Annotated in this window: 16 protein-coding genes; 1 reads left to right on the top strand and 15 read right to left on the bottom strand. The window is 32.0% G+C overall.

The window, feature by feature from the left end:
- Positions 1–244 precede the first annotated feature (244 nt).
- The 5 genes from ACKGJY_RS15045 to ACKGJY_RS15065 all read right to left on the bottom strand — a co-directional run bounded on the left by ACKGJY_RS15045 (position 245) and on the right by ACKGJY_RS15065 (position 6,141).
- The gene (locus tag ACKGJY_RS15045) at positions 245–1,177 is read right to left on the bottom strand and encodes a hypothetical protein (protein ID WP_413974728.1); all 933 of its coding nucleotides are present in this window, start codon (positions 1,175–1,177) and stop codon (positions 245–247) included.
- A gap of 449 nt (positions 1,178–1,626) precedes the next feature.
- Positions 1,627–2,421, bottom strand: coding sequence for a cation transporter (locus tag ACKGJY_RS15050; RefSeq protein ID WP_192463696.1), 795 nt, complete (start codon positions 2,419–2,421; stop codon positions 1,627–1,629).
- A 1-nt stretch (position 2,422) separates the two neighbouring features.
- Positions 2,423–4,606, bottom strand: a complete 2,184-nt coding sequence (locus ACKGJY_RS15055) for a TonB-dependent receptor (protein ID WP_413974729.1) — start codon at positions 4,604–4,606, stop codon at positions 2,423–2,425.
- 66 nt (positions 4,607–4,672) lie between these two features.
- Positions 4,673–5,083: a Fur family transcriptional regulator gene (locus ACKGJY_RS15060; RefSeq protein WP_034647249.1), complete on the bottom strand. Its 411-nt coding sequence runs from the start codon at positions 5,081–5,083 to the stop codon at positions 4,673–4,675.
- Positions 5,084–5,364: 281 nt separating this feature from the next.
- A complete protein-coding gene (locus ACKGJY_RS15065) occupies positions 5,365–6,141 on the bottom strand; it encodes a hypothetical protein (protein ID WP_413974730.1) in 777 nt (258 codons plus the stop codon).
- A gap of 252 nt (positions 6,142–6,393) precedes the next feature.
- On the opposite strand from ACKGJY_RS15065, the gene ACKGJY_RS15070 reads away from it, so the two are divergent.
- Entirely contained in the window at positions 6,394–7,374 is a 981-nt protein-coding gene (locus tag ACKGJY_RS15070) for an IS110 family transposase (RefSeq protein WP_413974731.1), read from the top strand.
- Positions 7,375–7,533: 159 nt separating this feature from the next.
- Here ACKGJY_RS15070 and ACKGJY_RS15075 read toward each other — a convergent pair whose 3' ends face one another.
- The 10 genes from ACKGJY_RS15075 to ACKGJY_RS15120 all read right to left on the bottom strand — a co-directional run bounded on the left by ACKGJY_RS15075 (position 7,534) and on the right by ACKGJY_RS15120 (position 14,808).
- Positions 7,534–7,896 (bottom strand): hypothetical protein, encoded by a 363-nt coding sequence (locus ACKGJY_RS15075; RefSeq protein ID WP_413974732.1) that lies wholly within the window; start codon positions 7,894–7,896, stop codon positions 7,534–7,536.
- Positions 7,897–7,899: 3 nt separating this feature from the next.
- A complete protein-coding gene (locus ACKGJY_RS15080; RefSeq protein ID WP_413974733.1) occupies positions 7,900–8,463 on the bottom strand; it encodes a hypothetical protein in 564 nt (187 codons plus the stop codon).
- A 44-nt stretch (positions 8,464–8,507) separates the two neighbouring features.
- Complete coding sequence (locus ACKGJY_RS15085; RefSeq protein ID WP_413974734.1) at positions 8,508–8,939, bottom strand: hypothetical protein; 432 nt, start codon at positions 8,937–8,939, stop codon at positions 8,508–8,510.
- A gap of 297 nt (positions 8,940–9,236) precedes the next feature.
- Complete coding sequence (locus ACKGJY_RS15090) at positions 9,237–11,162, bottom strand: AAA family ATPase (protein ID WP_413974735.1); 1,926 nt, start codon at positions 11,160–11,162, stop codon at positions 9,237–9,239.
- Between the two features lie 287 nt (positions 11,163–11,449).
- A complete protein-coding gene (locus ACKGJY_RS15095) occupies positions 11,450–11,656 on the bottom strand; it encodes a GDCCVxC domain-containing (seleno)protein (RefSeq protein WP_413974736.1) in 207 nt (68 codons plus the stop codon).
- Positions 11,656–12,255, bottom strand: a complete 600-nt coding sequence (gene merTP, locus ACKGJY_RS15100) for a mercuric transport protein MerTP (RefSeq protein WP_413974737.1) — start codon at positions 12,253–12,255, stop codon at positions 11,656–11,658. The genes ACKGJY_RS15095 and merTP overlap by 1 nt, the downstream gene beginning before the upstream one ends.
- The gene (locus ACKGJY_RS15105; RefSeq protein ID WP_413974738.1) at positions 12,252–12,626 is read right to left on the bottom strand and encodes an ArsR/SmtB family transcription factor; all 375 of its coding nucleotides are present in this window, start codon (positions 12,624–12,626) and stop codon (positions 12,252–12,254) included. The genes merTP and ACKGJY_RS15105 overlap by 4 nt, the downstream gene beginning before the upstream one ends.
- A gap of 408 nt (positions 12,627–13,034) precedes the next feature.
- Positions 13,035–13,379, bottom strand: coding sequence for a hypothetical protein (locus ACKGJY_RS15110; RefSeq protein WP_413974739.1), 345 nt, complete (start codon positions 13,377–13,379; stop codon positions 13,035–13,037).
- A gap of 182 nt (positions 13,380–13,561) precedes the next feature.
- Positions 13,562–14,032: a lipocalin family protein gene (locus tag ACKGJY_RS15115; protein WP_413974740.1), complete on the bottom strand. Its 471-nt coding sequence runs from the start codon at positions 14,030–14,032 to the stop codon at positions 13,562–13,564.
- A gap of 212 nt (positions 14,033–14,244) precedes the next feature.
- Entirely contained in the window at positions 14,245–14,808 is a 564-nt protein-coding gene (locus ACKGJY_RS15120) for a hypothetical protein (RefSeq protein WP_413974741.1), read from the bottom strand.
- Positions 14,809–14,953 lie beyond the last annotated feature (145 nt).

Consider the following 14,953-nt stretch of genomic DNA (forward strand, 5'->3'; position numbering starts at 1 on the left):
TAACCTTAAAAAGTACTTAAAGTTTATAAGAAAAACAGTAAAAAGTGATGCAAGAACAGTACGTCACTTTGTTTTAAACACAAAAGTTATAATGAGACTTAAAATGAGACTTTTTACAACTATTAATTTTTACTAAGAATTGACTGTCTCTCAACTCAAAAGCCCCTTAAAAAGGCGCTTTTGAGTTGAGATTTACGTTTTTTAGAGCTTTGCGCAACGATTACCGGTGTTGTGTGGCGTTTTTTTATTTCAGTTTATTGTCAATTCGTCTAATGAATTGAACATTCGTTAATTTTTCATCTTCTTCTTTACAAACCAATTGCATTCCAAAAGAGTAAAAGTCAGAACCATTGTAAAATTGCACTATTAAGTTGGTAAAATGACTAATTATTGATTCTGGTTTTTTTGTCTCGGATGAAACATTGTTTTCTTCATAGAAGTTAATTAAGTCATCCCATTCAAATTTTTCCGATTCGGTTTGAGTCGGTTTATGTTTTTCGTTATTCTCAAAAATCTTTAAATATCCTTGTCCATTTTCTTTCCATAAAACGTATTCCTTTTCGTAAGGTGAAGAACCATTGTCTGAAATCCTTTTGACCAACATCAAAGTGTCAATTCCTTTGGTTTTCAGTTCACAAGCAAATAATTCCGACATTTTATCAATTTCCGCTATTCCAGCTCGATTCCAAGTTTCATTAATTCCAAATTTTTTGAAATTGCAATTTCCTTTTCCATAATCAGTTATTTCATCCCATCTTTTTTGTTCAGCTTCTTTAACATCTAAACTTTCCGTGTTTACCAAATATGAACACTTGATTGGAACATAATAATCTTTGATTTTTAGGATGTAAATTATCTCTTTGTATTTTGATTTTGTAACGAAAATTATTTCCCCAATATCTCCAATTTGTGGTTCAAAGTCTTTCCAATATTCTTTTCCTGCTATTTTTTTAATTTCTGAATTAGGCCATTTAATATTATCACTTCCATTTAGTGTGCTATAAATTCCTCCATTGTGCCAAATTTTCGCAAAAGTTCCCTCAAGAGGTTTGACTTTCTTTAATTTTCCACAGAAGTCAATTGGTTCTTCAGATTTTTCAAGATAGGATACTTTGTTTTGTCCAATTAAAGTTTGAAAAGTGAAAAGAAGTATTATGTAAATTAATTGTTTGTTCATTATTTTTTCTCAAATCTAACTGACTATTTCCAAATTCAAAATTCACAATGCGTGAACTGTACTTTTCAATTAGTTAACGTACTTTTCGTTGCGGTTGTCAAATGACACACAACGGTCTTGTATATGGCTCGTAGCGTGCAAAATAGCTGTTTTCTTTCAGTTGAGCACAAGCTAAATTTTTAAATTTTTATATTTACTTTTTCTCAAATATAATCAAATTTAAAAATTTGGCGACCTCGCAAATACACCTTAACTTCGGTTATGTAACTAATTAGCTATGAGCTATATAAGTTGTTGTGCATAGTGCTTTTCACGTTCAGCTTGGTTTTCCGATGTTTGCTATTTAGTTCAAATGTGAGCGTTGGCAAGACATACTCTTTTACAGTTTTGGTGGTGCGATGGCTTGAGCGACTGTAAATGTGTATGGCTTTAAGCGTTGGCAATTCCGATTACTTACTTAATTTCAAAATCCGAAATGCACCTTGTATTACCACTATAAAAACGATTGTTCCAACAATTAAATCAGGTTTGTTGGAATTTAGCCAATTCACTAAAATTCCTGCAATTATTACTCCCAAATTGATAATCACGTCATTGGAAGTAAAAATCATACTCGCTTTCATATGCGCCTCTTCTTTGCTCTTTGACTTTTGCAAAATGTAAAGACAAATTCCGTTTGCGATAAGTGCTAAAATCGAAACGATAATCATCGTTGAAAAATCGGGAAGTTTCTCGGCTCCAAAAAATCTTCTCAATACTTCCACAAATCCAATAATCGCAAGTGTTATCTGAAAATAGCCTGCAATTTTTGCAATCCGTTTTTTCTTAATCAACGTTCCGCCAACCGCAAACAAGCTAATCCCGTACACGAAACTGTCCGCAAGCATATCTAAACTGTCGGCAACCAATCCCATTGATTTTGAGATGAGTCCTGTTGTCATTTCGATAATGAAGAAGACAAAATTTATTGCCAATACAATCCAAAGTAGCTTTTTTTGGTTGGTGTTTTCTTCAAAATCTTTTTCGTTGGTTTCTTCGGTCGAAATTTTCTTTCCGCCTAATTTTAATTCGATTATCGAATTTTCGATTTGGTCTGCCTGTCCGTTGTGAAAAACGGTCAGATTTCGGTTTGGAATGTCAAAATCAAGATTTTTGATTTCTTGAATTCCGTCCAATTTCATTCGTATAAGATTTTCCTCGGAAGGACAATCCATTTGATTGATTTTAAATATCGTTTTGTTCATTTTAGTCGTCATCTTCGTTTCCAAAAGGTTTGATTATTACTCCAACGCTAAATATAAAACCGTCTGTTGGTGCATAAATTTCGGGAAATTCTGGATTGTCGTGTGGTGGCAAAACCAAAGGCGAGAACCTGCTTTGTCTTCTATCGGTAAAGTTTTCAAAATTCACAAAAGTTGTTCCCCATTTAAAATTTCGCATTGCCACAAAACCCATTGTTATGAAGTCGGTTGTTTCTGTTCCATTAGACAAAAATTGCTTTCCTGTGTAAAACGTTTCATAACCGATTCGCCATTTTTCAGATTCGTACATCAAAACACTTCCTGCGTTATGTTTTGCTGTCAAAGGTTTTTGAGGATTGCCAGCTAAATAGTTCAACCTTGTGTCAATGAGTGCATAATTTAGGAACCACCTAAAATCTTTATAGGTAAACTTGATGTTTGTTTCAGCACCTTTGCTCAAAATTTCATCTGTTGCATTCTCAAATTGGAAAAATCCATTATCAGTTGAATTTAACAGTAATGCATCATTAATCGCAGTTACATAAAACAGTTGATTAATAGAAAAACCAACGGTTTCAAATAAACGTGTTTGATAGTTGAAATCAAGATTTACTCCATAAGAACGTTCCGCATTTAGTGAAGATTTATCAATACCAAGTACATTTTCGAAATTGATAAATTCTGCCTCTTCTGTAAAAATATCTGGAATTTTGTAGCCTAAACCACCACCAATTCTGCTCGAAAATCCGCTATCATTTTTGTATAGCAATGAAACTCTGGGAAGCGGAAAGAAGCCAAAATCAGTATTGTAATCTGCTCGCAATCCTGTTTCCAAAATCCAATTATCCGAAATGTCATAAATATTATTTACAAATGCTCCATAAGTTATGTCTGTTTGGTCACGTTGCAAAGTTGCATTATCATTTTCATCAAAATCGGAAGTATATAGGTTTGCACCAAAAATCCAATCTGTTTTATTGGCTGACTTTTGATAGTTTATTTCCGTGAATGTATTGGTTTGTTTACCGTCAAATGTAAAATCGGGAATGGTCAGTTCTCTGTCGAAGAACGAGATACTATTTTTGATAGTTAATGAACTGACGGAATCTATTTGAGTTTCGTAAACCGCTTGACTGCTCAATCTTTTCGATACGTTTTCTTCGGTATATTGATGGACGCCATTTTCGCCACTTTCAATTTTTGTGATGTCGCCACCAATTCTGTCGTCATACGTTCCGTTTAAGCCAAACCAAAATGTTGTTTTTTCCGATGGATAATAAAAGAACTTTGGGTTGAATGAAATCGAAGTTGTTTTTGGCAAGTTACTAAAGTCATCATCTTCTGGGTCATACGCTTTTTGATAATGACCTGAACCATAAAGTGAAACACCAAATTTTTCATTCCGTTTGCTGTAAAATACATTTGCTGTACTTCCCAGAGCTTGGGTTTGTGTCAACATAATATCCAAAGCAGGTTCTTCGTCTGGTGTTTTGGAAACCATATTTATCAAACCTGCAATCGCTCCACCACCATAAATCGTTGATGAACTTCCTTTTATTATTTCAAATTGTTTTAAGTCCAATGGCGGAATTTGTAAAATACTCAAACCGCTGGAAAAACCGCCATACAAAGGAAATCCGTCTCTTAAAAGTTGAGTGTATCGTCCATCGAGTCCTTGAATTCTAATGTTGGTATTTCCGCTACTTAACGAAGTTTGTTGCATCTGTATTCCTGTACTTTCTCGAAGTACCATTGAAATATTTGTCGGGTTCATTACTGCTTTTTCGCCTAATTCTTCCGCTCCAATAAATTCAATTCGAGTTGGAATTTTTCTAACAGTTCGTGTACTTCTTGAAGATTGTATGACAACTTCGTCAAGTTCATTACCTCCAGATTCGAGCTTGAAAGAAAAGACTTTTTTTGTGCCAATTTCAATTGTGGTTTCGATAGTTTTGAAGCCTACGTATGAAATTTTTATGGTTTGGTTGCCGTTCGGGATTTCTGTAAATGTGGCAATTCCGTCAAAATTTGTTACCGCTCCTTTTTCAAGCTCCTCGAAATAAACTGTTGCTCCAAGTAATGGTTCGTTGGTTTCCGAATCTGTAATGAAAATAGAAATGTCGCTGTTCTGTGCGAAAGAAATAAATGATATAACGAAGAAAAATGAAGTTAAAAATGCTTTTGTCATCTGCTAATTCTGTTTTTAAGAATAGTGCAAATGTAAATTCCTTTTACTGCAACTCGATTGCAAAGATTACTTGTTACAGTTATCGCATAGACCTTTTACGACCATATTTGCTTGTTGTAGTTTGAAGTTTTCGGGAAGTTGAATTTTGGGAATAGGAACATCAAAAAGGCAGAATGTTTTATCGCAGTTTGTGCAATAAAAATGATAGTGCAAATCCTTTGGGTCGCAGTTACAGCCTTTGGCACAAACCGCATATTTGGTCATTCCAGAACCATCTTCAATGCTGTGGATGACTTTGTTTTCCTCAAATGTTTTCAGCGTTCTGAAAATCGAACTTCTGTCAGTATATGCCAATGCGTTTTCAATATCTTTCAACGATTGTGCTTTTTCTTGGCTCAAAAGATGACGTAAAACCACAGTTCTGACTGCGGTGTTTTTGACTTTCTTTATTTTTAGGATTTCTTCTTCGGTTTGCATTTTCCTAATGTATCATTTTTTTCGAGCGTTGGCGAAAAACAGCTCTTTTATTTTTTTAGCGTTGGTATTTCGCGTTGGCAAAAAAATAAATGTGCTGTTTGTGCGGTTGGCTTTTTTAGTTCAAATGTTGAATTTTAGCACGATTTTTTGCATTATGCACAACGGTCTCGGCTATGAGTAGTTGCGTGGTTTAGCACGAAACTTTGCAAGTACACACTAAACTGAAAATCCGCGAGGATTTTCAAAAGTAGCCGAGAACAAGCAATTACTTATAGCCATTGTTAGCAAACGTTATTTTTGTTTAAATATTCAATTTTTATTTCCGATATATTGGTCGGTTTACCAAGTTCTATTCCGTTCTCAACCTTAATTGCATTTCCAAAATCATCATAAGTCCATTTAACATATTCGGTTGAATTCCCTTTATCATCTTTTCTCACATAAAAAATATCATTTCCATTATTGTCTTTCGTTCTTTCTTCTACTTTGGCAATCTTGTTTTCAAAGATTAAAGTCCATTTCTCGGTATTGTCAAGGTATTCGTAAATATCTTCTTGAGTAACTTGTCCGTTGTTGTCAAAAGTTTTTCGGTTAATCACTCGTTTGTTTTGGTCATATTTGGAAACGATTTTCGAGTAAAAATTTCCATCAGAGTCGTATCTTTTCTGAACTCCTGAATCTTTGTCCTCAATAGTTTTGTGTTGTACAATTCCGTTTTTGTCTTTTGCTAAATAAATGACTGTTTTGTCGTCCAAATATTGATTTTCATACCAATCCCAAATTTCGTTTTCCGCAGTTCTTTCGATTTGTTCAATTTGGCGATTTAATTTGTCAAATTTCCATTCAAGTGAACCGACAAAATTGTTTTCAGAGTCGTATTGCTTCTCGGAAATACAATTTCCATTTGGGTCATAATCAAATAAGACAGTATATCTTATCTCTCCGCTTTCCTCAAAAAAGACTGTTTTTTCTTTAAGTCCGTTTAAATTGAATTCGTTGATAATGTGCTCTCGCACTTTACCATTTCCTCCAATTATTTTTCTTGACTTAATGTTCATTTTTAATGTTTGCTAACGGGTTTGTGTATCTTAAGTTAGCTTTATCAAATAAAATTTATAAATTAAGAATCAAATCAGAAAGAATAAAAAGAGAGGATTAAGGTTATTTTGTGTATTGAGACTACGATCTCGTTTTTCATGACAATCCCCTCTCTTTCCTACTATTATTTCGAACAGTTCTGTGAGGCTTTAGATCTCGTTTTTAAGATGCAGAAAAGCTAGTAGATTAGTTCTTTCATAAACTTCATATATATGATTAAAAATACAAATTATTTTGGAATAGACATAAGTAAGAATGTCTTCGATGTGACGGGATCAGATGGTAAGCATTATCAGTTTAAGAATGATATATCAGGCTTTAAAAAAATGTTGAGTTTAACTAATGAATCTTCTCATTGTGTTATGGAATCTACAGGTGTTTATCATTTGCGTTTAGCGTATTATTTATATGAGAAAGCAATAGCAGTAAGTGTTGAAAATCCCTTGTCTATTAAACGCTTTATCCAAATGCGATTAACAAAAATTAAAACAGACAAAAGCGATTCCCAAATGATTTATGAATATGCAGTAAACACTAGTGATGAACTACGTTTATGGAAAGGCCAGAGTCCAACTCAAATAGCTTGTTCTCAAATAATAAGTCTAACCAACCTCTATACTAAACAAACCACAGCACTTAAAAACAAGTTGCAAACAGAAGAGTCTATGGGGTCTCCATGTTCGCAAGTGATACGGTCATTGAAAAGAAGTTTAAAATACTTAAAAAATGAAATAGATAAGTTAGAAGATTCATTATTGAAGTTAGTAAAACAAGATAATCAAGACTTGCTTACTAGAGTAGAAAGTATTCCAGGAATAGGAAGGAGGTCAAGTATGTTGCTGATTGTTTTAACAGGCGGGTTTGAACGTTTTAATAAGGCTTCAGAGCTTTGCTCTTTTGCTGGTTTAACTCCTATGATAAGACAGTCAGGAAGTAGTATAAGGTCGAGATCAAGGATAAGTAAAATGGGTAATAGGCGATTAAGGAAAACGTTATTTATGTGCAGTCTTTCAGCTAAAAAATATAATAAAGCATGTAAGGAAATCTTCGATAGAATTGTAGCAAAGGGGAAGAGTAAAAAAGTAGCATTAATAGCTGTATGTAACAAGCTTTTAAAACAGGCGTTTGCCTTAGCTAAATCGGGGTTGAAATACGATAGAAACTATAGAAGTGTTTTAAATAATTTAAATTAATAATTACTTGTTTTTTAACACAGTTCTTGATTAGTTGCGTGGTTAAGCAACTAAGTTAGCAAACTAATCACAGATAGAAAATTCCAGCGGAATTTTCGTAAGTAAGCTAGAACCAAGCAATTAATTATACACGTTGTTGTAAGTAGTTTTTTATTCAGTTTATAATGTATTTGTTATTTCCTTTTCGTAAAATTTTCCTCTATCGTCAGTCGCAATAACTTTCGGTCTTTTTCCATTTTCCCAAATTAGTTCAAATGATTTTAGAGAGTCAAATTCCACGTTTTGTGATTTGAAATGCTCATTTATGTTATCATACCAATAACCAATTGATTTAGTAATTCGGTCAGAAATCATTGTCTTTGGTTCGAATTCTTTAGTTTTCCAATCAATTTTTATATCATAATTCTTTCCACTTATTTTATTCAATTCATAAATTACAAAATCAGAATCGACATAATTGTCATAGCTTAAAAAACTATGACCAAAATTGTGAATTGCTGATGGAATATTCTTGTACTTCATAACCTATAAAGCTTTTGGAAGTTTTTTAGATTTTACTAATTCTGTCAGTTTTTTAAGTTTCTCTTGGTCAATTTTTTTCCAATCAGCTTTGTGAAATTCCAACGTATTGAACTTTTTCAAACTCCGATACATTGGTAAAATCACAGACTCAAAATCTCCAGTTAGTTTATAAATCAGATTTCGGTTTTCTGTTATTCCTCCACTTTTTGAAATATTCAGCTCAATTTCTTTTCCGCTTTGTTTTAGTTCAAAGAAATAACATTCAGGTTCCAAATTCCAGCATATTTCCGTTTCGATTCCGTTTACTGCTAAAATTATAGATTCACATAGTTTATCAGTCGGGTTTTCAGGAATATTTGACGCATTAAATTCCAATTCAAAATCCTCAGATTTTAATTCAATCGGAAGCCATCTATTTTTCGGATTTCCTAAATTCAGTTCTATTTTTCTTGTTTTGGTCAAATTACTTACAACGTTTTCGTGTAAGAATCCGTTGCGTGAATTTAGAAAAAATATAACAAAAAATACAGAAATAATGGAAGAAAAAGAATATTCAGAAGTAAACAAAAAAAGCAATGGTTTTTACACATTGTTGTGCCACGTTTTTTATTTTATATATCGGTATTTAGATTCGACCGTTCGTTATTTATGGAATCTTGGTATGAATCCAGTTGATAATTTACCGATGAATCTTTTTCGATTGATTTGTTTAATTCTTGGAGCGATGGAGTTTGGTCGTTTGTTGGGGTTTTATTTCCGTCATTTTTTTTGTTAGAACAGCTTTTTAATTCATTTACAGAAAAAAGTCCTAGTACAGCTAGAAATAAAATACCAAATCCGCCTGTTAAAAATCTTTTTAGTGGTTTGTCGAAATTAATAACAGAATGTTTTAAAATTAAAAATCTCCATTTAATAATATGCAAAAATCTAAATTTATAAGGATAAGGTTTAAACCTAGCGCCAAGATTCATATTATGGTCGATTATTGTCTCCAAAGACTTTTTATCCAAAACAAACCTAGTCCAAGTTTCTTGTCCACTCAAACACCTTTTAACTCGGTAGTTTTTATAATAAATATTATAGCACTTTTTAAAAATTCTATCGTTAATATTCAAAATGAGTTCGGTTTCAAATGTGGCACAACGGTCTTGTATATGGCTCGTAGCGTGCAAATTATAAAATTATTTTCGGATTTAGCACAAGCCAGATTTTTAAATTTTACTATTTATTTTTTATTGGAAAATCGTCAAATTTAAAAATTTGGCGACTTTCCAAATATGCCTTAACTTCGATAAAGCAACTGATTAGCTATGAGCTATATACGTTGTTAGCCACTGGCTTTATCCAATATGTTTGTTAATTTCTTTAAACATATTCTCGAAATTATTCAGGGTTTCCTCCTCAAAGAAGGTTATGTCAACTCCCATTTGGTTCAATTTACTTGCTGGACGATAATGATTAAACCTCTTTACACCAATAACTTTATTAATCTGTTTTAAAATAGTTGTTATATTTTTATCTAAATCTTTAAGATTTACTTTAGTATGTTCATCTTTAAACGCTGTATTGAATATTTTTAAGTAATCTTTTTTGGTAAATAAATCCTCTATGTCAGCAGTTGGATTTCCATTATTTGCAAATTCGTCAAAGAAATGCAGATTCTTTTCTCTAATAATTTTATAGCGTACTAAATCATCAACTTTTTGTTTCCCTTTTTGGTCTGTGAATGTGTCCAATAAACAGACAACATTGAGTTTTGAACCACGAAGTAGTGAGATAAATGTTGAAACTTTGTCAAGTCCACCAACAGGAACAATTGTAAATTCTTGACTTAATCCTGTCCTTTTATTTGCCTCTAAAATTGATGATAGAAGAGTTAAATAAATTAAGTCTGCTGGACCTTCTACCAATAGATTATTATTAGATATAAACAGATTTTGAGCAATATCATAACCTAAAGCAGCTTGTAGTGGAAATAATGTATTTGGGTCTTTTTCTTGAATAGTATCGGAAATAATAGTGCCATTGTCAGTTTCGAAACAAGTTCTTACTCTATTTAAGTGTTCAGTATCCACCATAAATGGGGAATGAGTTGTAAAAATGATTTGATACTTTTGAGCTAAATCTTCAAAAAACCGCATCAAATCAGCTTGTGCTGATGCGTGAAGATTTAGTCCAGGTTCATCTAATAACAAAACATAGTCTGAATTCTTGTCTGCTTGGATTTTACTAAACCAAATTATAAATGAAAAGAACCAATTAAACCCTTTACTTCTTCGATCAAGAGGTAATGTAATTTTATGCCTTTGACTTTTTACTCGTATGTCAAGGACTTTCTCTGGTTGATTCTGTTTATTTTTTACATCTTGAATTCTAAACTCGATATCTAAATTTTGATTAGTAGTCCAATACTTAAAAATCTCATTGGTAATTTTATTGGAAGAAGCCTCTAATAATGCTATATATTTCTCATATTGTTGCTCTGTTGAATCTAAAATCTCTTTCGGATTTATTCGTGCAAGTTCAAAAAGAGCTTTTGATGTTTTGTCCTTTTCGTCAGTTGGTGGATTGTTATGTAACTCATTTATGTTGATTTTACCTTTTAGTGGATAATAATCATCAAAATACCAGAATTTAGGCATTTTAGGATTTATCCAAGCTTTTGCAATATAACCTGTAAGAGAACTATTAAACTTATAACCTTCATCTACAAGTTTTTTAATTTTGGTTTTAAGTACTGATAAATCTTCATCTTCTTCCGTACCTACAATATCTGCTACATCTTTTAAATCTTTACAAGCAATTATAGCGTCTTTTGTTGCTTTAGTTAATTCATAACCATCATTAACTTCTGATTCTAAATATTTTTTAGTGTCAGCTTTAAGACCAGTAAAAGTAGTTGTATCACTTTTGTAAGGTACTGTATATGTGAATTCTTTGACATTGAAAACGTTCTTTCCAAATTCATCCTCAATTTCTTTTAAAAGCTCATCTGAAATTGAATATGTACAACTAATTATATCACAATCCTCGTCCTCGTGCTGAAAATCAATTAATTCGTTTCGAGGATAATCTTGTGTAATGTCAAAATTAAAATCTTCGTCAGAATTGAAATAGTTGGTTTTTGCTATTGCAGTCAAGAAAGATGTTTTACCAGATTCGTTCATTCCGACAACTGTGGTAATGTCAGGTTCGATTTCCACTATTTGCGTTTGTTGGATACTTTTATATTTATTTACTGTTACGGTCTTTAGTTTTATCATCATATTTTCTTGATTGTAATGTTGTTTGTTCAGCTTGTGGCTAACGGTCTTGTATATGAAAAGTAGCGGATTTTACCCACGAACTTTTCAGTTAAACACAGACCTTAAATTTATAAAATTCATTTCGATTTAGCACCTAAACCGCTATTTTTTATATACGTTGTTACCCACTGGCTTTATTCCGTTCAGCTTGGTTTTCAGCGTTGGCAAAGACATACTCTTTTGCAATTTTTGGCTTGTGTGTCGGCTGAAGCGAATTGCAAATGTGTATGGCTTTTAGCGTTGGCTTTTTAACAACAACTTTTATTTTCTTGAATTGGTGGACAAGCTACTGTACCATATGAACAATAAACACAACAATCTCCCTCGTTTGGTTTTAAAACCTTTTTACAATTTTCGCATTCGTAGAAAAATTGACAAGCGTTTGTTGGCATATCTTCCACTTTTTTATGTCCGCAGTTTGGACAAGTAATTTCAGATTTTAATATAGTTTTCATTAATTTTCTTTTTTGTCGGTTACTTTATAGCCTGTTGAATTAATTGCTTTCTCAATTTCCGTTTCATTAGTTTTGGTTTTGTCAAATTCAACGATTGCATTTCCATTTTCGTAAGACGCTTTTGAGTTTACAATTCCTTTAAGTTTGTTTACTTCGTGATTTACGTGTTCTTCGCAACTCGCACAAGTCATTCCGCTAATTTTAAATTCCGTTGTTTTAATGTCCGATTTGTCAACTACGATAACTTGCTTTTCTGTATTTGGGTAAAAAATTCCTGAATAGTATGGGAAAGCCAACATCACAATTGCAAATACGGTTACAATTCCTAAAAACTTTTTTGATTGAATAAATTTTGGTTTTTCGTCCATCTCACAATTACAGTCGATTTCTTTTTGAGGTTTAAGTTTTTGATACCAAGCAAAACCAAGAACTAAAATTGTCAGTCCGATTAAATAAGGTCTGAAAGGTTCTATCCAAGAAAATGTTGAAGCAATTCCACTTGTTCCTGCGATTAGAGCCAAAACAGGTGTAATACAACATAATGAAGCTGTAATTGCGGTTAATAAACCTGCACCAATTAATTTGTTTTCACTTTTCATATTGATTCTAAAATTTTATTTTCATCAAGTATCTCAAAGAAAGGATTTAACATTTTTTCATATTCAGCCGTAAGTGAATAAAAAATTGTTTGAGCATCTCTTTCTGTTTGTAATAGGTTTCGGTCTTTCATTTTTCTCAAATGTTGAGAAATAGCAGAAATGTTCATTCCAAGAATATCGCTTAAATCACAAACGCAAAGTCTTTTTTCCACAAAGAGTAGGTAAAGAATTTTCAGTCGAACGCTATTTCCGACTAATGAAAGTCCATTTGCCAAATAGTCGAACGATTCGTTTAATTCCGAAACTATGTCTTTGCAACGATTTATTTGTTCAATATCGGCTTGTTGTCTTATGCAAGAATTATTTTCCATAACACAAAGTTACGGTAATTTCTTATTTAAGCAAATACTTAAATACATAATTTTCAAGCGTTGGGAAATTTTAGCTCTTTTGGTTTTTACAGCGTTGGATTTGTGTGTCGGCAAAAACCGAAAGTGCTAAAATGTGCGGTGGGTTTTCAGCTTGTGGGTAACGTTTTAGGCTATGATTTCGTTGCGTAGTTTAAAACCTAAAAAAAAAGGTCAACGAATAACATAATTTAGGTAAATAATTTTTCCAAGTACGCTAGTAATAGCAATGAATTATAGCCTTTGTTGTGTTTAGTTTTTATTTTATGTCGGGAAAAGTTTCTAATAAATTGTCCGATGTTTTTTTTACTCCGCAAGAAATTTTAAAAGGTTCTATTGATGTAATAAATAACATTGAAAAAGGCGAAATAATTAAACCAAATACTGTTGCAAATCACTTGATGGTTCTAGGGATGTCACTTCAAATGTCTCACAAAGACCATTTTGGTATCGAAAATGAATTTTACCAAGACTTAATTCGCTTAAATCAAAAGCATTTTCCTGAGAAGTCAGAATGTTTACAAACGTAAGTTTTCCGTTTTCGGATTCCGTTAATTTATATTCCGTTCTTTTTAGTTCGTTTTCATAAACATTGATAGCCATTAGTTGTTTGTTTAGTCCTGTAATCGGGAATAATATTAAAACTCTATATTTTGATTTTAAGACTTTATAGTTTGCTGTTAAATCACTTTTTTCTAAAATCTGTATGTCTGTCATGTGTTTTCTTTTAATTGTATTTTAAACAAGGAGAGGGGTTTGTACATATTTCAATCTAAATAATGCTTTAAGAGTTGGTGAGTTTATCCGTTCAACTCGAACAGTTTTCGCATCCCTTTTAGGGAATCCTGAGCATAACATTAAATAGAAATCTTTACATACTTTCGACCCTCTCCATTTTTTTAATTTATTCTCTCCCAAATTTCTTCACGTCTATCTTCTTGCGGTATATTTATTATTCCGCCACCATTATCAAGTCCTTCGTCCACGTAATAAGCTTCAAGTACTAATTTAGTTTGGGTTAATTCTTTAATATTGTATTTTTCTATATAATCGTTTTCAGGGTTAAATCCACCGTTTGGTTCAATTTTAGTCATTACACTACCTTCAACGTTGTATTCATAATTATTAGTTCCTGTTTGGTTACAACTACTTCCTGTAATGTATTTGTAAATTAAATCTCCATTGTCCATAAATTCATAAGTATTATTGTTTACGGCACATTCAGGAAAACTGTAATTGCCATCAAAGTCAAGTTGAGTAATTACCCATTTTCCTAAAATATCAGAATTGTTTACCGTGTTGGAATTGTCATCAGTACTACTGCAACCAAGACTTATGATTGCTAAAAAGATTAAAAATGTTTTCTTCATATTATTAATTGGTCAAAATGTTATTTTCTGTTAAGTCTCTATCTTTCATCTAGTGTTCTTGTTTTTATTAAACACAACGTTTATGTATAAGAATAGTTGCGGGTTTGTATGCGAGGATTTTCCGAAGGAAAATCAGACGTTACAAACACGCAACGACCTTTGATTAAGCACTAAAACCGCAATTATTTTTATACTGTGTTGTGCATAGTTTTTTATAATTCATTCAGTTTATTCACAGCAATATCCCAATCAATTGGGAAAAATTTATTGAATAAAATTTTTGATTGAATTAGTTTATTTTCTTTAATATAATTAATTGTAAAACCTTTAAAATCTCTATTGTTTGGGTTGAGAAGAGCGAATGTCTTACACGACTTAAAAGGTAAGTTAAATTCATCTGTTTCTTCTATCAAATATTCCATTCCATTCAGATTCGTTTTATTGTGTTCGGCGATTATTTTGTCAATTAACTCCAAATCAATATTTTCGAAAATATAAGTATTTGATTCCATTTTTCCATAAATCTGATTTTGGTCAGAATTATAATCTAAAAGATAAGAGTATTTTTTTAAGTTTTTATTTTCACTCTTGAATTCATAAAAATTGGCGTTTCTAATTGGCATTAAAGTATCAACCCATTTTTGGTTAAAAATATCTTCCGAAACGAATAGCTTTTCTATTCCTTTTTCAGATGAAATTTTTGTCTTATCAGCTTCTTTTTCACAAGAATTGAATAGAAATAAAAATGTTGAAAATAGTATTAATGTGAATTTCATTTCGTTTTGTTCAAATTATGCACAACGTGTTTGTGTATGATTTCGTTGCGTGTTTAAGCACTAAAGTTAGCAAACAAATCACGGATAGAAAATTCCAGCGGAATTTTCGTAAGTAGGCTATAACTAGCAATGAATTATACACATT

It is taken from the genome of Hyunsoonleella sp. 2307UL5-6, from assembly GCF_047345485.1.
Taxonomy (GTDB): domain Bacteria; phylum Bacteroidota; class Bacteroidia; order Flavobacteriales; family Flavobacteriaceae; genus Jejuia.